The sequence below is a fragment of the Staphylococcus auricularis genome, assembly GCF_001500315.1.
Taxonomy (GTDB): Bacteria; Bacillota; Bacilli; order Staphylococcales; family Staphylococcaceae; genus Staphylococcus; species Staphylococcus auricularis.
This window is the reverse complement of the sequence record NZ_LLER01000020.1, coordinates 43,393-69,784: the sequence shown is the minus strand read 5'-3', so window position 1 is coordinate 69,784 and position 26,392 is coordinate 43,393. Positions and strand designations below refer to the sequence as shown.

22 protein-coding genes and 2 pseudogenes are annotated in these 26,392 nt (G+C 38.5%); 5 read left to right on the top strand and 19 right to left on the bottom strand.

Features of this window, described 5'->3' with window-relative positions; all coding sequences use genetic code 11:
- Positions 1-11: 11 nt before the first annotated feature.
- The 5 genes from APS80_RS09430 to APS80_RS09410 all read right to left on the bottom strand — a co-directional run bounded on the left by APS80_RS09430 (position 12) and on the right by APS80_RS09410 (position 5,377).
- Positions 12-1,121: a glycosyltransferase family 2 protein gene (locus APS80_RS09430; protein WP_059108008.1), complete on the bottom strand. Its 1,110-nt coding sequence runs from the start codon at positions 1,119-1,121 to the stop codon at positions 12-14.
- Positions 1,118-2,452, bottom strand: a complete 1,335-nt coding sequence (locus tag APS80_RS09425; protein WP_059108007.1) for a glycosyltransferase family 2 protein — start codon at positions 2,450-2,452, stop codon at positions 1,118-1,120. The genes APS80_RS09430 and APS80_RS09425 overlap by 4 nt, the downstream gene beginning before the upstream one ends.
- Before the next feature lie 147 nt (positions 2,453-2,599).
- On the bottom strand, positions 2,600-4,060 hold the full coding sequence (locus tag APS80_RS09420; protein WP_059108006.1) for an ABC transporter ATP-binding protein: 1,461 nt from the start codon (positions 4,058-4,060) through the stop codon (positions 2,600-2,602).
- Between the two features lie 10 nt (positions 4,061-4,070).
- Entirely contained in the window at positions 4,071-4,790 is a 720-nt protein-coding gene (locus APS80_RS09415; protein ID WP_059108005.1) for an energy-coupling factor transporter transmembrane component T, read from the bottom strand.
- Between the two features lie 2 nt (positions 4,791-4,792).
- Positions 4,793-5,377 (bottom strand): MptD family putative ECF transporter S component, encoded by a 585-nt coding sequence (locus APS80_RS09410; RefSeq protein WP_059108004.1) that lies wholly within the window; start codon positions 5,375-5,377, stop codon positions 4,793-4,795.
- A 277-nt stretch (positions 5,378-5,654) separates the two neighbouring features.
- Here APS80_RS09410 and APS80_RS09405 point away from each other — a divergent pair, with 277 nt between their 5' ends.
- Positions 5,655-6,992: an aspartate aminotransferase family protein gene (locus tag APS80_RS09405; protein ID WP_059108003.1), complete on the top strand. Its 1,338-nt coding sequence runs from the start codon at positions 5,655-5,657 to the stop codon at positions 6,990-6,992.
- Between the two features lie 115 nt (positions 6,993-7,107).
- On the opposite strand, the gene APS80_RS09400 is transcribed toward APS80_RS09405, so the two are convergent.
- Genes APS80_RS09400 through pgsB form a run of 5 tightly spaced genes read right to left on the bottom strand, consistent with a single transcriptional unit; the run spans position 7,108 to position 11,557 of the window.
- On the bottom strand, positions 7,108-8,703 hold the full coding sequence (locus APS80_RS09400) for a gamma-glutamyltransferase (RefSeq protein ID WP_059108002.1): 1,596 nt from the start codon (positions 8,701-8,703) through the stop codon (positions 7,108-7,110).
- 2 nt (positions 8,704-8,705) lie between these two features.
- On the bottom strand, positions 8,706-8,867 hold the full coding sequence (locus APS80_RS10885) for a hypothetical protein (protein ID WP_169791265.1): 162 nt from the start codon (positions 8,865-8,867) through the stop codon (positions 8,706-8,708).
- Positions 8,857-9,927, bottom strand: coding sequence for a CapA family protein (locus APS80_RS09395; RefSeq protein WP_059108001.1), 1,071 nt, complete (start codon positions 9,925-9,927; stop codon positions 8,857-8,859). Before APS80_RS09395 ends, APS80_RS10885 begins: the two co-directional genes overlap by 11 nt.
- A gap of 14 nt (positions 9,928-9,941) precedes the next feature.
- Complete coding sequence (gene pgsC, locus APS80_RS09390; protein WP_059108000.1) at positions 9,942-10,394, bottom strand: poly-gamma-glutamate biosynthesis protein PgsC; 453 nt, start codon at positions 10,392-10,394, stop codon at positions 9,942-9,944.
- Between the two features lie 5 nt (positions 10,395-10,399).
- The gene (gene pgsB / locus APS80_RS09385; RefSeq protein ID WP_249664840.1) at positions 10,400-11,557 is read right to left on the bottom strand and encodes a poly-gamma-glutamate synthase PgsB; all 1,158 of its coding nucleotides are present in this window, start codon (positions 11,555-11,557) and stop codon (positions 10,400-10,402) included.
- Positions 11,558-11,958: 401 nt separating this feature from the next.
- On the opposite strand from pgsB, the gene APS80_RS09380 reads away from it, so the two are divergent.
- Entirely contained in the window at positions 11,959-12,249 is a 291-nt protein-coding gene (locus APS80_RS09380) for a hypothetical protein (RefSeq protein ID WP_059107999.1), read from the top strand.
- Positions 12,250-12,548: 299 nt separating this feature from the next.
- Here APS80_RS09380 and APS80_RS09375 read toward each other — a convergent pair whose 3' ends face one another.
- The 6 genes and pseudogenes from APS80_RS09375 to APS80_RS09350 form a co-directional block, all read right to left on the bottom strand.
- Complete coding sequence (locus tag APS80_RS09375; protein ID WP_059107998.1) at positions 12,549-13,523, bottom strand: alpha/beta hydrolase fold domain-containing protein; 975 nt, start codon at positions 13,521-13,523, stop codon at positions 12,549-12,551.
- Between the two features lie 42 nt (positions 13,524-13,565).
- Positions 13,566-13,904 carry a thioredoxin family protein gene (locus APS80_RS09370; RefSeq protein WP_059107997.1) on the bottom strand — a complete coding sequence of 113 codons (339 nt, stop codon included), beginning with the start codon at positions 13,902-13,904 and terminating at the stop codon, positions 13,566-13,568.
- A 280-nt stretch (positions 13,905-14,184) separates the two neighbouring features.
- Complete coding sequence (locus APS80_RS09365) at positions 14,185-15,168, bottom strand: D-cysteine desulfhydrase family protein (RefSeq protein ID WP_059107996.1); 984 nt, start codon at positions 15,166-15,168, stop codon at positions 14,185-14,187.
- Positions 15,169-15,276: 108 nt separating this feature from the next.
- Positions 15,277-15,834: a GNAT family N-acetyltransferase gene (locus APS80_RS09360; RefSeq protein ID WP_059107995.1), complete on the bottom strand. Its 558-nt coding sequence runs from the start codon at positions 15,832-15,834 to the stop codon at positions 15,277-15,279.
- 133 nt (positions 15,835-15,967) lie between these two features.
- Positions 15,968-18,059, bottom strand: a pseudogene (ptsG, locus tag APS80_RS09355) (glucose-specific PTS transporter subunit IIBC).
- A gap of 231 nt (positions 18,060-18,290) precedes the next feature.
- Positions 18,291-19,682: a YfcC family protein gene (locus tag APS80_RS09350; RefSeq protein WP_059107994.1), complete on the bottom strand. Its 1,392-nt coding sequence runs from the start codon at positions 19,680-19,682 to the stop codon at positions 18,291-18,293.
- 349 nt (positions 19,683-20,031) lie between these two features.
- Here APS80_RS09350 and APS80_RS10880 point away from each other — a divergent pair, with 349 nt between their 5' ends.
- Positions 20,032-20,187: a hypothetical protein gene (locus tag APS80_RS10880; RefSeq protein WP_169791264.1), complete on the top strand. Its 156-nt coding sequence runs from the start codon at positions 20,032-20,034 to the stop codon at positions 20,185-20,187.
- A 130-nt stretch (positions 20,188-20,317) separates the two neighbouring features.
- On the opposite strand, the gene APS80_RS09345 is transcribed toward APS80_RS10880, so the two are convergent.
- Positions 20,318-22,060, bottom strand: coding sequence for a pyruvate oxidase (locus tag APS80_RS09345; protein WP_059107993.1), 1,743 nt, complete (start codon positions 22,058-22,060; stop codon positions 20,318-20,320).
- 315 nt (positions 22,061-22,375) lie between these two features.
- Positions 22,376-23,251 (bottom strand): cidABC operon transcriptional activator CidR, encoded by an 876-nt coding sequence (gene cidR, locus APS80_RS09340; protein ID WP_059107992.1) that lies wholly within the window; start codon positions 23,249-23,251, stop codon positions 22,376-22,378.
- Positions 23,252-23,621: 370 nt separating this feature from the next.
- On the opposite strand from cidR, the pseudogene APS80_RS09335 reads away from it, so the two are divergent.
- Positions 23,622-23,857: pseudogene (locus tag APS80_RS09335) on the top strand (YozE family protein).
- 276 nt (positions 23,858-24,133) lie between these two features.
- Here APS80_RS09335 and nhaC read toward each other — a convergent pair.
- Positions 24,134-25,489: a Na+/H+ antiporter NhaC gene (gene nhaC, locus APS80_RS09330; RefSeq protein WP_059107991.1), complete on the bottom strand. Its 1,356-nt coding sequence runs from the start codon at positions 25,487-25,489 to the stop codon at positions 24,134-24,136.
- Positions 25,490-25,876: 387 nt separating this feature from the next.
- Between nhaC and APS80_RS09325 the strand changes: the two genes are divergently transcribed.
- Complete coding sequence (locus APS80_RS09325) at positions 25,877-26,302, top strand: CHAP domain-containing protein (protein ID WP_059107990.1); 426 nt, start codon at positions 25,877-25,879, stop codon at positions 26,300-26,302.
- Positions 26,303-26,392 lie beyond the last annotated feature (90 nt).

Below are 26,392 nucleotides of genomic sequence, written 5' to 3'. Positions count from 1 at the left end.
TAACCTCCACGTCACTTCAATAAATGTAATTTCTGCATCATTCGACTCAATTGATAACTTTTAGAATGTTTAAACTGTTGTTGTTCATTTTTCATACGCACTAAATAAGTGCCACGGTAATAGCTTTCTCGACGTTGTCTTAACAGGGCTGCATATTCAATCGCAAGCGCATACGCCTTATGGTGAATGAGATTCACAATCGGTTTTTCATTATTCAAGTACAGGTCTAATACTTGTGCATCATATTCAGAAACGACCTTATGTATCCCTTCCATACACTGAAGTTGTTCACTTTCCGTTAACAGTTCAAATTCTGGGTCAAGAACTTTCCACAACAATGATCTCAAGGCATTCATTTTAAAGAATGGTAAAGTCTCTGCATCATAATGTGGCGCACATAGTTCATATGCGAAGACATCATTTCTTATCGCATCGATGACTGCTTGATGCGTTAATGATTTATTCTCTCCTACCTCTCGATTGCGATAGTGATAGATCACTTCAGAGATATAGCTAAAAGCATCAGCACGCGTGTATAACAACGTATCTACAATCTTATCCTCACCATTTCGAAGATCCTCTGTAAATTGAATTCGCTTTTTCTCATAGAAAGCTTTGCGTATTAATTTTAAAACGACCCCGATTTTGACTTGAGCAAAAAACGGTACTTCAGCTAGTGATACAGAGGTATATTGTTTCTTTAACTTGTGCTGCTTAAACGTCGTATGTTGGAAAGTCGATCCATCTTCGTTAAAGGATTGCATCGTTCCCATCACAAAGTCATCTTCAGGTTGCATGTGATCGAGTAATAACCCATATGCGTGATGCTCTAAAATATCATCTGGATCCATAAAATGGATAAATTCTCCATGAGATAACGAGACGCCTTTATTACGCGGTTTACCTGGTGATCCGTTATTTTCAGGGTAGCGATAATAAATAAAATGATCGAATTGATCACGATAGCGTTCTGCGCGTTGTTGCGTATCATCTGTAGAACAATCATCCACGATAATGATTTCTAAATTCTCCTGCCCTACTGTTTGATGTAGCAATGACTCTAAACATGCTTCTATATATTCCCCAACATTATATACGGGTAAAATCACTGAAATTTTCATGCGTTAACTCCTTTAAACTTTTTCGTTACTCGGCGTATACCACGCGCTAACACTGAAGGGCTCTTGACTGTGATGACTTGATGCGCAGCTTCATGATGGATCTCCGCTTCAAACCCAAACATGATCTGCATCCAACTCAATTTTGCCGTGTACAAATTGAGAGAAAAGTCTTCGATCTCCACTCCACACATTGAGACACATTTCGTCCGACATAATTGAGCTGTTGAAGGACGCGTTTTTGAAGTGATCAAGACCTTTGCATCAACCGGAAGTCCATAACTCTCGTCAGAAAAACTAAAGCAAATCTGACGCTGTTTCAGCTTGATATATTGGATCAACAACTGAATACATTGATAGTGTGTTTGATGTGGAAAGGGTAACGATTTGAGCTCATATAAAAATGCCTTATAACGGTTCGGACAGTTGAGTTGTTGAATGATTGAGACTGAGATGAAACGGAATAGGATTTCAGAAATTTCGATGAACTGTGGATCTTCCGTCACGCAGTGCTTGTTTAATTTACTTTGATTATGCTCCAATAAATATTCCAAATAATGCAGGGCAATTAAATATTGCACATAAGGTAGCACACAGCCATGGTATTTTTCAGATTGTTCTATCAACTCGAAATAGTTATTTTCAATATGTTTGATATATCGATCTGCAGATGTCCAGCATTCACGACTTAATGACTGAGGGTTATTTCTGTCATAATAGTAAAACGCATTTCTAATCAATCCATACTGCCCTTCCTCAATGAACACTTGGTTAATTAATAAAGTATCTTCCCAATATGATAAGGCCGTATCAAAACGATATCCCTTATCAAAAATACAACGTCTAAATACGACGCCTCCAATATGAAACTGTACAGCACGCAGCTGCGACGTGATATCAATCACATCTTCTCTCTGATCGAATTTGTGATTTAACATAGAGGGCCGTTGTCGTCCTTGCTCTTCGATCACAATCGGTGCCACAGCTATATTGACTGCTTCGTGTTCGCTGAAGAACTGAATACTTTGTTGTAGAAAATGAGGGCTTAACCGATCTGAATCGTCCACAAAAATAATGTATTCACTTGAAGGATTCACATGTTGTAACCCTAAGTTACGTGCCGCGCTCACACCTTGGTTTGCTTGATGTAGCAGTTTGACGTGCTTGTGATTTTGATAATTTGATAAAATATGAGCGGTATCATCCGTACTTCCATCATCGACGACAATAATTTCAATCGGTAACCAGGGAACATAAAAATGATGTATTAAATCGTCTATAGTCTGTTTAATCGTACTTGCGCCATTATATACAGCAATAATAATAGTAAACATCTGGGCATCATCCTAGTTGTGTTCTACTTAATTTAACTAATTTAGTTAATTTTTTGTTAATATAGCGTTTTATTTACTGGTATCTCATTATACAATACCATATAAAAAATTGCGACATCTATCCGTAATACATGTCGCATTTCCGATTTAAATCAGATTAAAAAAGCGTTGTAACTGCACTAATGAGCCCTTATTTAAGGCGTACTGAGCAACGACACTCCCTTGTTCAAGCTCAGCGATTTGATCGACGCAATTCAATAACAGCTCGTAGTCATGCGTAATAAGAATAACTGTATAACCTGCTGCTGCAAGTTCATTCAATTGTTGACTCATCTCTCTCATACGTGCACCGTCTAAACCACTGGAAGGTTCATCAAAAATCAGCACCTCGCGATCTGCGACCATCGCACTCGCTACAGCTAAACGTTGTTGTTCTCCCCCAGACAATGCAATCGGATGTTGTTGTTGCAATGAGGCAAGTTGGTGTTTCTCCAACTCCGTTTTGATCTCATCCGAGTTCATGCCAGGTTGACTCAACAACAATTCTTCTTCAACGCTTTCTGTGAAGAGTTGATGGCTCACTTCTTGAAAGACCATATAGATCCTTTTTAATCTTTCTTTATTGGATAACACTTGTTGGTCGAACATGATGCGTCCATGGTTCGGATGTAACACCCCGGTTAAACAGCGCGCAAAAGTCGACTTCCCTGCCCCATTGTGCCCGATTAATGCGGTAACTTGTCCTCGTGCAATATGTAGCTCATCGATATCTAAAACCCATGGGGCACGTCTATGATAACGATATTTTAATCCTTTAATTGATAAGCCATCATGATTACTTTGATCTGTATGTGAACTCGGCTGTAATGCACGTAGATCGGTCGCTCTCAACCCGAGTTGAGCCACTGCGGTTTGTGGCAATCGATTGAAAGCTTCAGCATCATATTCCTCAATCATCTGACCATCTGACATCACAATAAAGCGATCAACTAAATCCATTAAATAATATAAACGATGTTCAGCAATGATGATCGTCTTACCTTGCCTTTTCCATTGATGAATCATTTTCTTTAACTTTTCAATCGTCGTAAAGTCTAAATTTGAAGACGGTTCATCTAAAATGATGAGCTTATGGTGCGCCACTTGGACGGCAGCACATGCTAAGAGCTGTCTTTCTCCACCTGAAAGATTGAAAATATTGCGATCCAATAAGTGTGTCATCTCATTTTGCTTCGTCACCTGTGCGATATCTTGAGCAATGAGCGCTGGGTCTACACCATAGTTTTCCGGCTCAAAAGCAAGCTCACTCGTCGTATTAAGACAGAAAAACTGCGAACGTGGATTTTGAAACACAGAGCCACAATTTTTCGAGATGTCGTACAAGTCTTGATCGATTAAAGAGGTGCCATTGATGCTAGCTTCACCTTGCAAGTCCCCTGCAAAGTACTGAGGGATGAGCCCATTCAATATACGGATTAAAGTCGTTTTTCCACATCCAGATGGTCCTGTTAAACATACGACTTGTCCTTCCTCTACGGTTAAATTCAGATCCCTTAAAATCGGTTGGCTATCTTCATAACTAAATGATAAATTTTTCAACGTGATCATACATGCACCTTCAAATCAAATAATAAAGTATGAATAACATCAAGGTTAACACTAAAAAGCAAATATCGATCAAAGTAAAGCTAATCCGTATTAAACTGGTCCGTGGATGCTTTAAATTCAACCCTCGTGTCATTGACGCAATCGTGAGCTCATTCCCAATTTTCATTACGCTATTCAGTAATGGGACCACTCGATATTCCAAGTACACAATTGGATGACGCAAAGCATGGGAGCATGTGATACCTCTCATTTTCATCGCATCTTTAATATGCGCTGCTTCTTCCCTTATCGTCGGAAAAAAACGAAACATCACAGCAATCGGAATCGTAACTTGATTTGGAATCTTTAATGTTTCTAGACCTCTAATGAGTACTTCGACTTGCGTGCTTTTTAAAATATAATAACCCATGAGTAATGGTGGCACGAAACGGGTTACAATCCCGCTTGGAATAAAAATAAGCAAAGTGAGTGTTTGATGCTGGGGTAAATATGTAAATGCTTCTCCGTACCAAGTGATCCCAATCAACAATCCGAATAAGACACCGATTTTAACCTGCCCAATCAACATACATAAAATGACGGGAATGCATAGCAATATCAATCTCACAAAGACATCGGGGCCAGACACTGCACCGGTTAATGCAATAAATGAGATGACTAACATCAAAGCAATTTTAACCCTTGGATCTAAGTTGAACGGATGGTGTTGATGGATCGTTACTTCATACATGTTTAAATCATTCCTGCTCGTTTAAAATGTTTTTTCAATACTATTCTTGCGATTTCGACACCAACCCATGCACCAATCACTGTCGTAATGATGATGACTGGAATCATTCCAACTGAAAATAACCCTGCTACAGTTTCTTGATAGGATTCACCATATTTATCTTCTATAAATGAAAGGTATTCATTTCTCATAAAATAAAACGGAATAAAATTCCCCATCGACCAGAAAGAAAAAATAATATAGCCAATGCGATTTAGCTTCCAATCTTTGTATTGACGTAAAGACATCACGTAATCAGCAATTATAATGACGGGCACACTCAATATCAAGGCCACCCATGGATGTCCCATCATAATTAAAATGATGTTCACGACGATTCCGCAAATCGTCAACGCCCCAAAGGTCTGTGTTTTCATCACGAGCATCATAATTGGAATACCACCAATAAGCCCGATCATCGCTGGCAATAGGACCATAAATATAGGGATGATACCTAAAATGCCAGGCGGTGCGATTAAGATAAAATAAATCGCAGTAAATATACCAATATATATTAAATCTTTTACTTCTAATTTACGTTTCTTCATCCTTACACCCTTAATCTCTTATTATGTGGAATATCACGCTGCACAGTTCTTTTTACTACTCTTTTAAAGATACAATAATTGAAAATGATTATCAATGATTGGATAAAATGTTTTGTCATTTTTAATTGCCTCATGTCTATATTCCAACGTGAAAAGAAAACGTGTTTTCCCTCCCTATCGGATGATAACAACACCCTTGTTGACATTGATAATTCTAAATTGTTAGAATAATGTTTATATTTAGGAAATGAATTGTAAATTAAGGGGATGGAATATTATGAAAAAAGCAACGTCACTTATCGAAGAAGATGGACAATATTTTGCTAAACCAGGACGCATCAAATACTATCCGTTAGCCATCGATCATGGTCACGGAGCGACATTAGTTGATGTGGATGGAAATACATATATTGATTTACTCTCAAGCGCAAGTTCACAAAATGTGGGTCATGCACCACAACCCATCGTCGATGCGATTAGCGCACAAGCACAACGCTTCGTCTACTATACACCGGCCTATATGTATCATGAACCACTCGTTAAACTCGCTAAAAAGCTCTGTGAAATTGCACCAGGTAATTATGAAAAGCGCGTGCTGTTTGGATTATCAGGCTCTGATGCGAACGATGGTATCGTTAAACTCGCTCGTGGTTATACAGGTAGACCTTATATCATCAGTTTCACAAATGCTTATCATGGCTCTACATACGGTTCACTTTCAATGTCAGCCATCAGTCTCAACATGCGTAAAAAATATTCACCATTAGTCCCAGGCTTCTACCATATCCCGTATCCTGATAATTATCGCGGATTATATGAAAGTGAAACACCTGCAACTGTCGAACAATATCTCGCACCTTTTAAAGAAATGCTTGAAAAATATATCCCCGCAGAAGAAATCGCGTGTATTGTTATTGAAACGATGCAAGGTGATGGTGGGTTATTAGAACCGATTGATGGTTACTTTAAAGCACTTCAAGAAATCTGTAGAGACAACGGCATCCTTCTAGCAGTAGATGATATTCAACAAGGCTTAGGTCGAACAGGCGCATGGAGCTCAGTTGAACATTTCGACATTGAACCTGATTTAATCACGTTCGGTAAATCGCTTGCAGGTGGCTTACCGATGTCAGCCATTGTCGGTCGTGAAGAGATCATGAACCACTTAGATGCACCGGCCCATCTCTTTACCACTGGTGCAAATCCAGTTAGTTGTGAAGCTGCACTTGCTACATTACAAATGATTGAAGATGAGAATTTGTTACAAGCGAGCACAGATAAAGGGAACTATGTACGACAACGTATGGACCAATGGCCAGCGCAATTTGACTGTGTGGGTGATGTACGTGGCAAAGGGCTCTCAATCGGTATCGATATTGTTTCAGATAAAGCGAAGAAAACGAGAGACCCTGAAGCGGCACTCAAAATCTGTAATTACTGTTTTGATCACGGCGTCATCCTCATCGCTATCGCAGGTAATGTCCTCCGCTTCCAACCACCACTCGTGATTGAATACGATCAATTGGATCAAGCGTTAGATACCATTGAAGATGCGATTCATGCACTTGAAGCGGGTGAGTTAGACAACTACAATATTGCAGGACAAGGATGGTAATAGCTCGAGTCCTTCACTTAGCGATATAAAGATACAAAAAAGAGGCTGAATGTTGTTTCAGCCTCTTTTAATGTGCGCATTATTGTTAGCACTTATGAAATTTTTGTTTTATGTTCTATCTGTTACCAACATCTTGTCCGACTTCAACGGTATCGTCGTCTTCGTTATAGACAGCCGCTTGAACACTACCGAAGTTTGGATCGTTACGTTTTTCTTCAACGTTGTAACCCATGTTTTTAAAGACGTCGATATCTGAGTTTGGCATGGCTTTTTCATAATAAACCGTACCACCATCGTTGTAGAATCTTGGTTTATCAAGTGCATCTTGAAGTGTGCTGTCATTTCTGATGTAATCGACAATCACTTCGTTCAGCATAGTAGGGATTTTGTTACCACCTGGTGTACCAATACCCATGTAGAAGTTAGGTCCTACGACAATCGTAGGTGCTGTAAATGAACGTGGTTGTTTGTGTTTTTCACCATAGTTTGGACTGTTTGGATCGCTGGAGAAGTTTTTCAAGGCGTTGTTCATATAGAAGCCTTCTTTCATGTACTTACCAGAGCCGAAGTAACTGTCCAATGTATTCGTTGTACTTGTAAGGTTACCGTCTTTATCGACCACGACGAAGTGGGTTGTATGTGTATTATCTATACCTTCAGGATTAATTTCTTCTTGTGTTTGGTTAACCTCATTCAATTGGCTTAAGATATATTCTTGAGATAAGTAGTTTTCTGAATTGTTGTCTTGACCATTAACGATATCTCTATTTTGATACATTAAGTTTCTTGATTTGATGACCCCTTCAAGATAATCTGTACGGTTCATTGGAACTGAGTTATTCATTGCTTCATCGATTTCTAACCCTTGTAACATTAACGTACCTGATAATGGGTTTGAAGCTGAATAAATTTTGTCGTTGAGATAATCCGTACTTACTGGTGCTTTAGGTGTCATTTCATAATCTTGGAAGTCTTTTTTAGTCAATTTATTATCTAATTGTTTAGAGATACTTTTACCAACTTTATCGTAGAAGTAATCTGGGCCATTATCTCGAATCCCTTTCAACGTTTTAGCGAGTGCGGGTTGTTTCACAACGTCACCTTCACGTTTAGTTCTACTGCCGTCAAAGAAAGGAGAATCACGATCTACGTCGGAACCATAAAGTTTCAAGCTTCGTTCTAATTCTGAGTCTACTTCAAAGCCGTCAGTCGCAAGAGGAATGACATAATTTAAGATGTCTTTTTCGCTCATTTTACCTTCGCGTTGGTGTGCTTCATGCATCCCTTTTACAAATCCTGGGGTACCGATGACATCTTTTTGTTTAAAGTTATAAGATGAAATATCTTTGTATTGATATTGTTTAGGTTCAGCGTTTTGATCACCATTGTATGTGAGCATAACGCCCCCACCACCGAGTCCAGAGGAGTGTGGTTCTGTAACGGCTAGCGCATAACCGACACCCATCGTTGCATCAGCAGCATTACCGCCATCTTTAAGTATCTTATTACCGATACGCGTAGCGATTGTATTGCTGGAAGCCACTCCATATTTTTGTTGATTAGATGCAGATTGCGTATGACCTGCGATTTTATTTTCATACAGTTCATTTTTATCGTAAGTATCTGGTTTCGTATAAAAATAAAACACGAATGATACCGCGATGGTCGCGACTAAGATCAGAATCAGAAATTTTTTATTGTACATATTCATCTTCAACTGGCTCCTTTAGATAAATATTTAACTTCTTCTGTTTGGATCTCTTGTTTTTCATATTTATCTAAACCTTCATTCGCTCTTGCAAACACAACAACGCAGAAGATTAGTATGATCAAGAGAACAATTATGATTGCTACGCCACGTTCTTTAATCTTCATATACATAACCTCCATCTTGTTTTTCTAATTTAACATTTTCTTTCTGCAGGTTATTCATCAGTCTTCTCTCTTCAATTTTGTTCATCTTGTTCGTAGAGATCGTACCACCTTCATATTTCACTGGTGTAATTTTGAAAGTAGAGTTTTTGTTATTCCAATCTTGTTGCACTGCGATACTTTCTTTATTTTTAGATAAGAAATTCTCAGATGTTGTATTACCTAAGCTGTAAAAGATGGATGTGTTGTTATATTGTTCTATCGGTTGCACCACTGTATTATGTCCGACAATCACATCCGCACCCGCTTTTGATAATGCGTGCGCATATTCTTTTTGTCGTGTTGTGACGTTACGTTCATCAGGAATACCCCAGTCTACATTAACAACGACGTAATCGTTATTTTTCTTCAAGTTCTTAATTAGCGGCATAAAAATGCGGGGTTTCAAACTGATAGACGTTGTATTTCTCAATGAATCTGTATATTTAGATTCTACGTCTGTAAATGATACGGTTGCGACTTTTTGACCGTTGATTTCTTGTTGTACGGTTTTACTATTGATTGGGTTTGAACCGTTACCTGTAAGATAGTTGTAACCGACTTGTGATTCTGCTTTTTTATCTAAATCTGTAGCTTGAACGTTATCAATTTTATCGTTAACGATATTTAAACTTGTGAAGCCTAGACGTTTTAAAAACATGATGTTTTCGATGTTTCTATTGATGTTAGTCTTCTGATCATTGGAGAATTTGGCGATTCTCAAGCTACCTGTTGAATAATCACTCTGCTTCAATACATTTCTCAGTGCTGCAAATGACTCATTCAAATTTGTTTTATGTATGTGAGAGTTGAGGGTAATATTACCGAAATAAGTGAAACGCGTATCTCCTTGCGCTTTTGCCGTCGCGTTAATTGACTCTGTTTTTTGAGCACTTACCACAAAGACAATCAAGACAATGGCGATAGCTAATACCACTAAGGTAAGCAGTGAGTTGTGCTTTTTATGCATTTTAGCCCATTTCAATACCCGTTCGCTCATGGTCAATTTTTTTTGCTTTTTCATTTTCATGCTCCTAACTAATTAATAAAGCTGTAAAGGAATAAAATGACGTAAGTGATACAAGTTAATAACATACATGAAGCCAATGTAATGACGACACCTTGTTTTTGGATTGTATTAGCGATAATACCAGGAATAACGACACCAATTCCGGACATTTCGACCATTTCAAACGGGGTGAGGGGATAAATCAAATCTAGTAAGAACTTGAGTATCATCCCTGTTAATATCATAGCTGCGAACTTACGACGTCCGTATAAGATAACCCAACGGCTCACACCGTGGTTCACAATAAAGTATGTAAGGCAACTAATAATCAATACTGATAACAGCATGACTGGTTGATCAAAGATTAAGGCTAAGTAACCTGGTACGACTAGACCTGCTGGATTAATGCCGAATTTCTCAGCGAATAACAAACTTAAAACGACACCTATAAATAATGAAAAATATAACTCTGAACCTATCATATGATTTATATCCCTTCTATATATTCTGCAATTTCTTTACCGGGTCCGTGAATATTACCGGCACAGAAGATCAATGCATCTTTTGATTCTTCATAGACTGCTTTTTTCACATCTTCAATGCTATGGCCTTCGAAGTTTAAGTAATTCACATCTGGATAATTTCTCATGACTTCACTGACTAACTGCGTGCTCTTACCGGTACAAATTAATGTGTCAAACTTAACATTTGGTATGAAATCTTCTGCGAATAATCGCGTTCTATCTACCCTGTCTGAACGACAGTTTAAGATGACGACCACTTTTTCGTACGGATAATTGTAAGAAGCAACTTTATCTAAAATGGCCATAGTGGACTGTGGTTCGTTTGCCGCAAAAGCATTGACATAGACATTACGCGTTTGATTGGCTTCGAAATATTTGATTTCGACTGCCCCAGAGTCAGCTGGTGCATTAAGCATGCCGCGCGTTGCCGTTTTAGCATCAATGCCAAGTGCTTCTGCAACACCCATCGCAATTGCAACATTGTCAGGGAACACGAGGTAATCAAACTTACGTAAGAATGATTCTGGCACTTCATTTTTATCAACGACAATGACTTTCGTACGTCGTTTTTTCGCTTGTTTAATAAAGAAGTCGGTGTATTCGTCTTTCATAATGACGAGATGACCATTATAAGGAATGGTTGCGGTAAAGGCTTGTGCGACCTCGTCTAATGTTGGTCCTAACACATCCATGTGGTCTTCCATCACGTTAACGATGACACCAATGTTTGCTTTGACAAGTTCATTTTGGAATGTAATTTGGTAATCTGGGTTGACCGCCATACATTCATTGACTAAGGCGTTCGCTTTTTGGTCAACGACACTTTTCACAATGTCGCGTTGCTCACCAATGTTGGCGCCTTGAGGTTTTCTAATGACTGGTGTTTCCTCGTCTTGATACCAATACATCATTCTCGCATCTGTACCTGTCGTTTTACCGATCACATGATACTGATCTTCCTTTAAAATACCGAAAATCAATCGTGTTATGGTTGATTTCCCTCTAATCCCGTTTATGTTAATCCGCACTGGAATTCGTTTTAAGCGTTGATTGTGTCTCTTTTTATCTACGATGCCTAAACATAAAACCAATACCACACAGATGGTAATGATAAAGAACAATATATGACCCTCATTTCAATGTATTTTCATTGCTTTAGCATATAAAAAAGGATCAGAAAATGATGTTGCTATTATATGAAACATCTTAGTTCAGCATATCGCTGCACATACTTTTTCCATTTTCTAATCCTTATTATAAAACATGGTACTCCTTCAATATTTAGCCACATTAAAAAATGTAAAGCCAATGTAAATTTCATATTAATATTGAATTAAAGTTCCCAAAATTTAAAATCACCGTTTATATGACAAGTCATTTGTCACGACGGTTGCGTGATTGCAAGTATTTTTATGTAAATTCTTTTAATATAAGTAATAAATTTACTTGTTATTTACATGTACTTAATATTCTCATGTTACGTTTATTGTAATTTAAAGGACAAAACGAGGAGGTATCTGAATTGAGTAAATATAAGCGTTTCATACTTACATTATACTTAGGTGTGATATCTCTAATAACGATCGGTTATCTGTTAATGATCTTAATTGGTAGTATACAAGGAAATGATATGAAAGGTGCTGCACTCGATGCAGATAATACCAATCATAGTAAGTTTATCGACTCTAGAAATGACCGCGCTGATACGCCTGAGCCGAATGCAAACGAGATACACTTATTCAACTCTAAATCAAACATGCTACCTTCCACTCTTCATATCATAACACCTGCAACATTGAACAACAAACAGTAACAATCTACTCAGGATTGAAAATTTTCAACTTCATTTTTATCATATATCGTTTCAGAAAATGATTTGTCGCTCCCCTCCCCCTACACTTAAAATGAGCTACGCACCCTCACAATAATCATCTATGCATGCGTAAGTGGATCTCTCGCCAAGCATCCACATAGAATAAGCCATTCAATATGCGTTTCTCTCACACATTGAATGGCTATGAGTCACACCAAACTGTGCCTGACTCAAATTTTTATTTGTAATTCTCAAAGTATTACCATATTATTATACTTCTTTTTTATTATTTTTAAAGCCTAATGCTTATGAATAATTTGTTTGAGTTGATTTAATATACGTTTACGCTCTGGAATCGGGAAAATTGGAAATACATGGAACAAATTGTAACCGATAATAAAATCGTGTGGAATCATTTGTTCGTTGAGTTTATGAGAAAGGCGCTCTGCATCTGGGTAGAGCGTTTCTTTTGTGCCGATTATGATGGTCATATGTCCAAGATGCGTTAAATCACCATTAATTGGTGATAAACGCCAATCTTCTAATGGCCGATCTCCAGCCCATAGGTTTAAGAAGAATTTACCACCAGGTATCGCAATCATTGGATCATCACATTCATACCGTTTGGCTTCTGGGTTTGATAATGTAGCGTCGAGTAGCGGAGAAATCATCACAATATTACTCGGTTGTGGTAATTGTAATGTCTTCAAATACTGTGCAAAAGACAGCGCCATTTGTCCACCTGCAGAATCGCCCATAATCGTTAGTTGATGTGCACTTTCAACTTGACTTAATAACCGTTTATATAGCGTTTCTAATAACTCAAAGGTAGTGCGATAGTCTGCGTGTGGTACTTTCTTGTAGATAGGCATCACAATTTTAGCATCTAGGGTAGCTGCTAAATCATCGACAAATGAAAAGTGTTGATCGCGTGGATCTCTAAACCACGCGCCACCATGAATATATAACACAGTTGATTGTTGTCGATCATTTTGATTATTAATGATATAAACAGTTTGGCCTTGTACATCATAGACCTCGACTTTATGTTTAAAATGATAAGATGTGCCTTTAAACGGACCTTTGGTAGACGGGCTCACTTTATCCATCATGCGCTGCGCATTTTCAGCGGTCACAAATGTCTGTTTCACTCTCGTTACTCTGAGCATCATTTCAAAAAGAAAACTAGGATAACTTCTTTTTTCAACTACTTTAGAATATAAATAAGATGAAAGTACAGTACCTGCAGTCACAGCAGTTAATCGTTTTAACACGTTCTGTTCCTCCTAAAACTTCATTCACTCAATTGAATCGATTTATGATTCGAGCTCGCTGTGCAAGCTGTCATACATCAAACTGAGTTGATGCTCAAATGCCTGCATATCGATAAATCGGCCTTGTCGATGCATCTCTTTACCACCATAATAAATTAAATCTACAGGTACGGTGAAAATAGATAATTCTCCCGCAATGGCTTCAAGCTGTGATTGATTAATCACACCAAGTGGCACGCCATCATATTCATCTACTAAATCGGCAATCTGTGGCAGCACCGCATGACAAACACTACAGTGGTCTTTCATGACGTGAATCACAGCAAGCGGATGTATCTCTACAAATTGGTGGAAAGCTTCGATTGTTGTTAATTGTTCCATGCTTTACCCTCCTTTATGTTTGCGTCTAAATTCGTGCGCTACTGATTAGAGCGTCTGTAGTAAGACGCTTGCTATACAACGGCGCTATTTTAGATACAACGTGCATCGTGATAAGACATAGACGTTAGCCGCTTCTATAGATGTACAAACACTGGCTTCTTATGGATCGACAGTCGTTTTCGTTGCTATGTTCATTATAATAAATTAAATTGCTTTTTTCATATATTACTGATTCATATCGCTTGATGTTGACGCACCTATTTAGATTAGTGCTATTATTTTATCGGTCATTTTTACGTTGATCTAATAATCCTTCGATTCGATCTCTAATCACTTGTGTATACCCTTGTAGTCCGCCTGTATGCACAAAGAGGATACGATCATGGTGCTCATAATGACCTTTCTTGATTTCATTCACCAATCCGCGGAAAGCTTTTCCGGTATAAGTTGGGTCTAAGACAATGCCTTCGAGTTGTGCGATATCAATATAGAACTGTAATTCTTCATCCGTCGCAATACCATAACCTTCACCGATGTAATCATCCACAATGCGGAGCGTGTCAAAATCCTTTACCGTATCATCCAAATCAAGAATGATATCTTGCACCTTTCTTTCAAATGCTTGCGTACTCTGATCGACAGCATAACCAATGACCTGTGTCGCATGTTGTTCAGTATGCGCACCGTACCATAATCCCGCATAACTTCCACCAGAACCGACTGCGACATGGATAGAGTCGAAGTTGATACCTAATTGTTGTTGCTGTGTGACGATTTCATGATAAGCATCAATATAACCATGTGTACCTATCCAATCCGATGCACCTACTGGAATGAGTAAGGGATTGTGTTGTTGTGCTTTCAAATCTTCTGCTACGGCTTCCATCGCTGACTCTCGTGATTCATCTGGACCAATTAAATGTACTGCTGCACCTAGTATGCGATCTAAAAATAGATTCCCTTCAAATTCATCATACTCACCACGCAATACAAGATGACAAGGTATTTGATATTTCGCACAAACGGCTGCTGTTGCACGTGCGTGATTAGATGTGATGGCACCCGTTGTAATGACACAATCAAAGCCTTGATCGAGTGCATATTGAATCGTATATTCTAATTTACGTATTTTATTACCTGAAACTTCTGTGCCAGTATAATCATCTCGTTTAATATAGATATCTTTACCAAGTTGCTCACTTAAGTTTTCAAGTTTGTGTATAGGTGTTGGTAAATGCGCAATATTTAACTTACGTGATAACATAGCCCCTGCCTCCTTATTCTTAGTGCCATTATAGGCATTTCATTGTGTCCCCACAATCGATATCCCTTTCACTATGACCATTTTACTAAGCTTTATTTGAAAAATATATCACTTTGATGATGCTTGCCATTCTCGCTTTAATAATTCATATCGATGCATATCTCGGAGTTCGCCTCTTAAAATGTGTTCTTCTCTATCCGTATTAATGAATTTAAATCCAGCTTTCATCGCTACTCTATTGCTGCTATGATTATCAACATCACAATAAATCAAGATTTTGTTTAAATCGAGTGACGTGAAACCGAAGTCACATAAACGTTTCACACATTTAGGCACAATGCCTCTCCCCGCGTATGCCTCGTCTATCCAATAGCCAATCTCCCCTTTTTTAAATTTAGGATTGATTCCATGAAGATCGATCGTACCGACTAACATGTCGTCGTAATAAATGATGAATAATCGCCCGGTGCCTTCCACTTGTTGCGTCAACATTTCTTTGATAAATGTCACATCTTCTTCGACGGTCATATCATCATGAATAAAATCAAGATATCGTGCTAAATGTTGTTTGTTCCGTTCTTTAACTTCAAAGAGTTGTTCAGCCATGACATATTCAGGTTGTACCATAGAAATATGTTGATCTACTGAAAGTTGTACAAATGTCATCAAATCACCCGCTCTATTTTTAAATTAAAACAATATTACCACAATTCAATTAATTTACAACATGTATTTATTTTTAAATCCATAAAAATACGCGTCATTATCCGGATGATAACGACACGTATCAACTTAAATTTTATTTGACTGTAACAATCGGTTGCCCTAATTTCACTTGGCCATATTGAATGTCTGCCAATGTACGCTCATTTAAGTTTGTAAACACGAGTGGTGTTACTATACTTGGTGCATGCTCTTTAACATAGTGTAAATCGATTTGCATCAACGGTTGACCTTGCGCTACTGTTTCATTTTCCTCAACTAAGCTATCAAAGCCTTCACCTTGTAATTTCACGGTATCGATTCCGATATGGATTAACATTTCGACACCTGACTCGGATTCAAGACCAATCGCGTGTTTCGTCGGAAATACCGTCTTGACGACACCATCAAACGGTGCAACGATGGTTCCTTTTTCAGGTATGATAGCCACACCATCACCCATCATCTTCTGCGCAAACACTTGATCTGGCACTTCACTAATCGGTACGAGTTCACCTGTCGCAGGTGCGTGAATGATATCATCTGTCACTTATGCAACTTTATCCGCTTCTGCTTTGTCGACTTCAACGCTTGTATCTTCATCTTCTTCTACAATCGTTGTTTCACTCGGCTTGGTGATTTCACCACTCATGATTTTAGCCATATCGTGTTTAATTTGATCTGATTTAGGACCGAAAATAGCTTGCATGTTATTGCCGACTTCGAGCACACCTGAAGCACCGAGCTCTTTCAATCCAGACACATCAACTTTTGCTTTATCAACGACCTCTACACGTAAACGTGTGATACAAGCATCTAAATGTTTAATGTTTTCCTTACCACCCATCGCATCAAGCACATCAAATGGTAATTTCGCGACAGATGTATCGCGCACTGCCGCTTCTTTATCTTCACGACCAGGCGTTTTCAAGTTAAACTTCTTAATTGCAAAACTAAACAAGAAGTAATAAACAACTGCATAAACTAAACCAACTGGAATAACGAGTAAGGCATGTGTACGATCCCAGTTTAATAGACCATATAAAATATAATCGATAAATCCACCAGAGAATGTCATACCAATTTTCACATCAAGCAAGTGCATGACAAGGAATGATGTTCCTGCTAATAACACGTGGATGACGTAAAGAACTGGAGCGACAAATAAGAATGAGAACTCTAAAGGTTCTGTAATCCCCGTTAAGAATGATGTCAGACCTGCCGATAACATCAACCCACCAACAACTTTCTTACGCTCTGGACGTGCATAACGATAAATTGCGAAAGCGGCAGCTGGTAAACCAAACATCATAAATGGATATTTACCTGTTGTGAATGAACCTGCAGTAAATGGTACACCGTCTTTCATTTGCGCCATCCAAATACGTTGGTCTCCACGAACGATTTCTCCTGCTTGATTCACATATTGACCAAATTCAAACCAGAACGGTGCATAGAAAATGTGGTGAAGCCCAAATGGAATCAATGAACGCTCAATAATCCCAAAGATAAATGTCGTCAGTGCTAAGTTTTTATCTAATAAGAAGTTTGAAAGGCTATTTAACCCCCTCTTGAATTGGCGGCCATACGAAACTTAAAACTACCCCAGCAAGAATTGCGACTGCAGACGTTACGATAGGTACAAATCGTTTTCCTGCAAAGAATCCTAAAAATGCGGGTAACGTAATATTAAAGAATTTATTGTAACACCATGCAGCTAAAGCACCCATAATGATACCGCCAAACACACCGGTTTGAAGTGTCGGTATACCAAGGATTAAGGCATGTGCAGGTGCTCTATCCGCTTGTGATAACTCTTTAGCCCCTTGTGCATAGCTATAAATGTCATCAATCGTAATATTCATCACTTTACCCATCGTGGCATTCATGATTAAATATCCGACTAATGCGGCAAGTGCGGCTACCCCGTCACCACCTGCAAGACCGAGTGCAGTACCTACTGCAAAAAGTAACGGTAGATTATCAAAAATGATTTGACCTGAGGACTCCATAATACCTGAGATCATCACAAAAATTTGATGGTTTAACCATGGCGCAAGCTCGACGAGTTGGTCGTTGTGCATCGCATTCCCCAAGGCAAGTAGTATCCCTGCAGCTGGTAAAATGGCTACAGGTAACATCAACGCTTTCCCAATACGTTGCAACTGCCCAAAAGCTTTCTTGAACATAAAACAAAATCTTCCCTTCCTACAACTTGAAAGCATAAAAAAAGGCATGAGCAAACAAAACTACTTTTTACATAGCTTTTATGATTTGCTCATGCCTGCATAACCAGTAACACGCTTCAAGTATGGATTTTTTCTTAGTATACACTGAACCCAACTCAAGCACAATAGGAGATTGCGATGCATGTATGTTTTTTCATACACTTCAGACTTTGTCTATATTGTGCTCCCATTTTAAATGACAAGACGTGCAATGTTCATGGCTATGGCACAAATGATGACCCATAGGAGAATGATTTTCCAAGCGAATTTAATCCACTGAATGTAACTAATTTTCGCAACAGCAAGTGCCCCCATTAACACGGCTGAAGTCGGGAATAGCACATTACTGATAGAGTCACCGTATTGGAATGCGAGCACGGTGATTTGACGATTGATATCTAGCAAATCAGAAATAGGAACCATGAGTGGCATCGTCGTCAACGCTTGTCCTGATCCAGACGGGATGAAGAAATTAAGCATGAATTGCAAGATAAACATGAGGACGATCACGATGTAAGAAGGCACATCTGTGAGTAAGGTCGTCATCCCATGGACAAGGGTATCGATAATTTTCCCGTTTTCTAAAATGACGATAATCCCTTTCGCAAAGCCGACGATCATCGCACCAAAAAGGATCTCTTTCATCCCATTAATCATCGCATCGAATGTACCGTTAAAACCAAGACCTCCGATAAAGCCTGATAGCAGACCGGCGAGGATGAAGTTCGCACTCATCTGATTAAAGCTCCAACCATATGAAAAGATTCCATACACATTGAGTAAAATCGCTGCGATAATGAAGAGGAGACTGATCATTTGTCTTTTCGTAAAACGTTCTTGTTTCACCTCTTGTTGATGGTGTGCATCTTCTTTTTCTAAGTTTAGAACGACACTTCGCTCAGGATGGCGTTTAATTTTAGCAGCATACCACATTACTGAACTGATTGCCGCAATAAGGATGAATATGTAGATCACAGATCTCAGTTCCCAACCTGAGAACATCGGTATTTCGGCGACCTTTTGTGCGACACCGACTGTGAACGGATTAAGCATCCCACCGATAAAACCACTCGCAGCACCTAAGATAACCATCGCCGCACCTGTCATCGCATCATAGCCTAATGTACGTGCGATAAGGATGCCAATGGGTACAAATATGATGGTTTCTTCGGCGAGTCCTATCGAGAAACCTAAGATAGAGAAAACGAGCATCGTTAACGGAATCATCAATATTTTCATATTGCCCAATGCACGCATTGCTTTGTGGACGCCATTTTCAAAAGCTCCGGTTTGATGCACAATACCGAACGCGCCACCGACTAAGAAAATATAGAATACAATTTCTCCACCGCTTAACAAGCCTTCAGGTATTGCTCTGAAGATGTCTAAAAATGAGGCACCCTGTTGTGCCACCTCATGATAAGAACCATCCACGACGACAGTTTGCCCATCTCGTTGTTCTCGATCATATTCCCCAGCAGGTATGATGTATGTCAAAATCGCAGATACTGCAATAATACACATCAATAACGCATAGGTGTGTGGTGTTTTAAACTTAAATTTAGCTTTGTTCTTTGTTGACATGAATATCCCCTCTTTTATGTATGGTTAGGTTTGATTCAAACAAACGACGTTGTTCACCTTAACACGTGGATACGTGAAATGACGAATCTTTCCCATGATATGTTGAAAACATCCTAACCGTTATCTTAGGTATATAGCCTATTTTTCAAATCTTTATACATATTTTTCTGTAAAATTGGATAATTGCGACATTTGTGCGACTATTATTTTAATTTATTTTCGTAATGCAATATTTATTCTATTTATAATTTATATTTTGTTTGATATTATAATGCTGTCACAATATCTTTACTTTGTCCCCAGTTATTGTTATCTTTAAATTGATTTTATCGTGTTCGGAGGTGTTATCATGAAGTTTATTTCATTTTCTGCGGCTACATCTCGTGGCTTAGACAAAAAGGTGAATCGTTTTTTAGAAGATAATCCGTACATCACTATTATAGAAACGAAGTTTTCAGCTGCATACGGCGGTGTTTATGTTGGGATTTTCTATAAAGAGAAATAACATCCCACACTTCAGCTTTAAATCAGCTTGCTACCTCGCCAATTCAATATCACCGTTTCACATACAAAAAGAGCTATGAAGTCATCTTCAAATGATGACCTCATAGCTCTTATTTTTGGCTTCAACTGAATTAGAAGAAGCGTTTTGCTGCTGTAGTTAATGGTGGGATTTCGTTGTAGTCTAATTTTTTATCTTCTGTAATTGAACGATATGCCCATTTACCATAACCATAAGCTTCGTCTTTAACGATTTTACCTGGTAGTGGTGCAGCAGTTGAATCGACGTAAACATTCACGATAGTTGGTTTGTTTTCAGCTAATGCATCTTCAACCACATCGTCGATTTTGCTTGAATCTGTAAGGTTGTAACCTACACCACCACAGCTTTCAGCAAATTGAGCTAGGTCAATATCTGTAAAGTCGATGGCGTATTCTAATTCACCTGCTGATTGTTGTTCGTATTTAATGAATGATAATTGTTCATTGTTTAATACGAAGATGACCATTGGTAAGTCATATTGGATTGCAGTTGCGAAGTCTTGCATTACCATTTGGAATGCACCGTCACCTGCGATACCGATAACTTGGCGGTTAGGGTAAGCACGTTTTGCTGCAAGTGCACCTGGTAACGCACAACCCATTGTTCCTAACCAACTAGAAACGATGAATTTGTTACTTGTTGTTAGGTTTAAGTAACGTGTACTCCAAACTGTAGAAGTACCTACGTCTACAGAGAAAATTGCGTCATCTGTAGAAGCTTTATTAATCGCATCCATTAAGCGTTCTGGACGGATTGGGTTACTGTTATTTGATTTATCTTTTCTCATCCAAGCATCCCAAGTCGCTTTACGTTCTAGTGATTTATTTAAGAATTCACGTTCAGTTACGTAGTTAATTGAATCTGTAAGTAATTGAAGTGCGAGTTTGCTGTCGCCTACAATACCTACGTTGACGTCAAAGCGATGACCGATGACTTCTGGATTTGTATCGATTTGGATGGCTTTGATATTTTTCTTAGGTAGGTAGTCTACATATGGGTAGTTTGTACCAAGCAAGATGAGTAAGTCAGCTTCTTGCATTGTTTGGTAAGACGGTTTAGTACCAATTTTACCTAAGTTACCTAAGTTGTATGGATGTGAATCTGGTAAGATCCCTTTCGCTGGTAAAGTGAAGATCGCTGGAATTTTAGCTGCTTCAATAAATTCACGAACTTCATCTTTAGCGTGTTGTGTACCTTTACCGATTAACACAACGGGACGTTTACTTTTATTAATGAGTTTTGTTGCTTTTTTAATGTCACGTGGTTTTGGAGTGACACGTGCTGGTGGTGCTGTGTCAACTTTAGTGTTTGTTGTGTCTTTCACTTTGCGTGTTAATAAGTTGTTCGGCAAGATTAAGACAGAAACACCTTTTTTCTCATAAGCAGTGCGGATGGCTTCATTGACAATACCGAAAATATCTTTGTCATCTTCACTCACTTGGTGACTGTATACTGCAACACCGTCGACCATTTTTTTAATATCTGTTTCTTGGAATGCTTTTGTACCTAATGCTGTACTGTTAGATTGACCTGCTAAAATCAATTGAGGTACACCATCTAATTGTGCATCGTACATTCCGTTAAGTAAATGGATCACACCAGGGCCACCGATACTCAAAGCGACACCGATTTTACCTGTTAATTTTGTATAACTTGCTGCAGTTAAACTTGCAACTTCTTCATGACGCACATGGACGAAGTCGATACTTTCTCTTTCAGTACGTAAATTATCGACTACAGCATCGATAGAATCACCAGGGATGCCATAGATATGATCGATATCCCATACTTTTAAAGCTTTAACGAGAGCTTCATTTGCTTTAATTTTTGCCATGTTCAGAAAAACCCCTTTCATTAATTTAACCATGATATGATTACTTAGCGTGAAACGCCCTTCACTTTGAACTAGTAGTCATTGTATTGTGTAGCCACAGCCGTAGACTTGCATATTGGTATTGATATGAAACGTTCCTCAATTGCTGTCGACCTACACTTTAAGCCCTATATCATTTTTAAATCCGTATAGATTTACTACAATACTTCAGTCTAAGCTACACTCACTTATAATAAAAATATTCATTTTTAATAGCACCTATTACTTTTTTCTATGGATAAGTGCTTTTTTATATACTTTGCCCTTTTTCTCGTTTTACAAACGTACTTTCATGAAATCGATCCACTTTCTCGTCGCATGACTTAAGTATTTATCCTTGCGCCAAATGACACCGAGCTCCCAACGCATCGCTGGATCATCAATATAGACGTTCGCAAAGTTATGATCTAAAATCTTAATAATATTCTCTGGTAAAATGCTGACACCAAGATGAGCATTTAATAAGTTTTCGATAAAGTTCCATTGTGAAATCTTAGAAATGGTTTTAGGCACAAAGCCTGCATTTTTAGCCGCTTCAATAATTTTGTCATTTAAGTAAAAGTTCTCATTGAATAAAATGAAGTCCTCATCTTCTAAATCTGCCATTTTAACAACATCTTTTTGTGCCAAGGGATGTTCTTGATGCAAGATCAATCTTAAATCTTCTTGATAAAGCGGCATCGAATGAAACATCGTTTTATCTACGGGTAAGGTGGTGATTCCGATGTCGATTTCATCATTCGCGAGTTGCGCTTCGATCGTCTTACCCCCATTTTCGATAAAATTAAATGTGACCTTTGGATATTGTTGATGGAATTCACCTAAGATTTGGATGAATTTATTCATATTCATGACCGCAGATAATCCTATACTGATATGCCCTGTTTCTAAATCGAGAATGTGATTCATTTCAGTCGGCAGATTATGATAAAGTGCTAAGATTTCTTTACTTTTTTGGTAAAATATTTGTCCTGCATCTGTTAGGGAGAGTTGTCGTTTACTGCGATCAAACAGCGGCATCCCGAGCTCTTCTTCGAGATCCTTAATCGCTTTACTAATGGTAGGTTGGGCAATATAGAGGTGTTTTGATGCATTGGTCATACCGCCTTGATCTACCACTTCCACAAAATAATTCATATGTTTAATATCCACGTCACTTGCCTCCAACTTCATTCTATAACCTATCTCTCATTTATATGATAAAACGAATCATGACCCATGTCACCCTCCGATGTTAAATGAGTGCTCTTGGAGGTCACCTAACCATCTCAATTTCACCTTAATATTAAATTAATATCATAGGGGTATATAAGGGGTAATTCCACCTCTATATATTTAAAATAAATGAATACTCATTCATATATCTACGAGTATTATGACCTGATTTGTCAGGAATTGAGACAATTTCGTGATAGAAGATAGCGCTCCCATCACTTATATCAATAGGTTTCAGTGTATTTATAACACGCGAATTCAGCTGTTTTATGATATAATACAAGTGGCTCGAAATAGAGGTGATATAGTGACTTTTTTTGAATTTATGCAAGATTTTGTTGGTGATGATACACCTTTAGGTGAATTGGCTCAATACATTAACAATGATGTCAACTTCCCTAAATCTGTCTCAGACACTCGACTCATTTTGCTATATTTTCACGATATTTCAATCGAAAAAATATAGCTGTTAGTACAGTTAAACGAGCCATAGACTTATTTAGTCAATTCACTACATATAACCAATCAGCGGTAAAAGCGTAGGTTATTATCACTTCTAAATTCAAAGGGAAACGTCGCTTGTCCTTGGGCGAGTGGCTGTTTCTCTTTTGATTTTTTGTGTTCTATCATGTATCGAAGGGGTGCGTATATGCCCCTGTTTCACCCTTTGGATAGATCATAGAACGACAAAAGGAGTAGCACAGTATAGATATCGCTGTGCTACTCCTTTGATTATTAAGCCTTGTGATATGAGAGGCTAGATAGATTCATTTATTTTTTCACATTATTACAAATATTCATACTATTACCATGTGCTTTTTAAGACAATGTTGTATTTGGGCCTGTCGGTGTTTGATCCAATTTAATAATTTTAAAGCCAATAAAGCCATAGATAATGGAAATAATTGGAACTACATAGTTAAGTATCGCAAATGGTGCATACTCTGCAACGGATACCCCTAGTGTCGATGCGATAAAGACCCCGCATGTATTCCAAGGTACAAACACACTCGTTAGTGTCCCACCATCTTCTAAAGCACGTGACAGATTTTTAGGATGGAGCGCCTTTTCTTTAAAAGCTGAAGCATACATACGTGAAGGAACAATAACTGAGATATATTGTTCAGAACATGTCACATTCGTACCGAAACATGAAACAATGACAGAGGCGATTAATGTACCAGTACTTTTCGCAAACTTCAATATGACGTTAATCAATGCAGCAAGCATACCTGAATATTCGAGCACACCGCCAAAGGTCATGGCTACAAGTGTCAGTGATATCGTGTAAAACATCGATTCTAAACCACCACGATTAAATAACTCATTTACGAGTTCATTGTCCGTTTCAATCTTGTACCCTGTTTGCAGCGCTGTCATCGATTCAATGAGCGTCCCCCCCTGTACAAAGATCTGAGCGAAGAAACCGAGGATGATACCGACTGTGATGGCAGGTACAGCAGGTACTTTCATCATAACTAGGGCGATGACAATCACCGGAACGATGAGGAGCCACGGAGTGATGACAAAGTTGTCCTGTATCGCAGTTAATATGCTGTCTATCTTTCCTGTATCGACATGGTTTTTACCATAACTCTGACCGATAAAGAAGAATGAAACTAAAGCAATCACTAACCCTGGTATCGTCGTATACAGCATGTGCTGAATATGTTCGAACAACGGTACGTCTGTCAGACCGGATGCGAGGTTGGTCGTATCAGATAATGGGCTCATTTTATCCCCGAAATACGCACCACAGATGACTGCTCCTGCAACCATGCCTGGTGACATCCCCATGCTGATCCCTATCCCCATCGAGGCAACACCGACTGTAGCCATCGTCGACCAACTACTTCCAATCGCTAACGATACTATGCCACAGAGGATGATGACGACCACTAGAAAGTAACGTGGGTCGATGAGTTGAAGTCCATAATAAATCATCGTTGCTACGATACCGCTACCAATCCACGAGCCGATGATGAGTCCGACTAACATAATGATGACGACAGCGGGTAAGGCATGCCGAATCCCCTTGTACATCATTTTTTCGACTTCCTCAAAGCGATACCCATGATACATCGTTACGATGATTGCTGTTGCTGTCCCAATCATAAGTGGTATATGTGGTTCTTTTTCAAGGACGGCGACGGTATAAAGCATCGCTCCAATCATAATGGCCAACGTGAATAATACGGATTTCAGTCCAAGTGGCCGTTTTGGTTTTCTCTTTTACGCTTCTTTCATGAAAACACCCCTTTTTCTTTTATATTAATCAATTGTGTAACCGCTTTCAATCATTTGTATACATATTTATTAAACTTTATTTAAAATTATTTTCATTTACAATTTTAGTTATCTTTGAATTTATGATATTAAAATTGGACGTTTTTGCAACAATTTTAACGCCCAAATAAAAATAGGACGACATTTGCACGCTAATGTTTCAGATGGGTTACATTTCGTTGTATTAATGATGACGAATATTGTTATCTGCACCTTTTCCCTGTATGATGCTATTGATCAAATGAATCCATCGATTTAACAGAGGAGCTTTATTTCATGAAGTCATTTTTATGTCGTGTCGTCTTAGCTACCACAGTCTTATTATCTGGTACATTTACATATGAAACACTACAACAAACGCAAGTTTCCCATGCAGCTGTGAATTACTATTCGAAAAATAGTTGTGCGTGGTATGTATTTAATCGAAGAGCGCAATTAGGTAAACCTGTCTCTAATCAATGGGGCAATGCGAAACACTGGACTGCCAATGCAAAGCGTGCAGGTTATCGCGTAGGAAGAAAGCCAGCTCGTCATGCAGTGATGCAGTCACCTAAAGGGCGCTATGGCCATGTCGCTGTCGTCGAACACGTTTATAGAAACGGAAGTATCAAAGTCTCAGAATATAATTATAATCGACCATATGGTTATGGTACGCGTATTCTCAATCGTGCTATCGCAAGACAACATCACTTTATTTATTAAAGCAACTTAACCCATTTCACATAAATAAAACCACCTTAACGGGAGTGCATAGAGACGCCCATACTAACTTACATGTATATGGTGTTACCC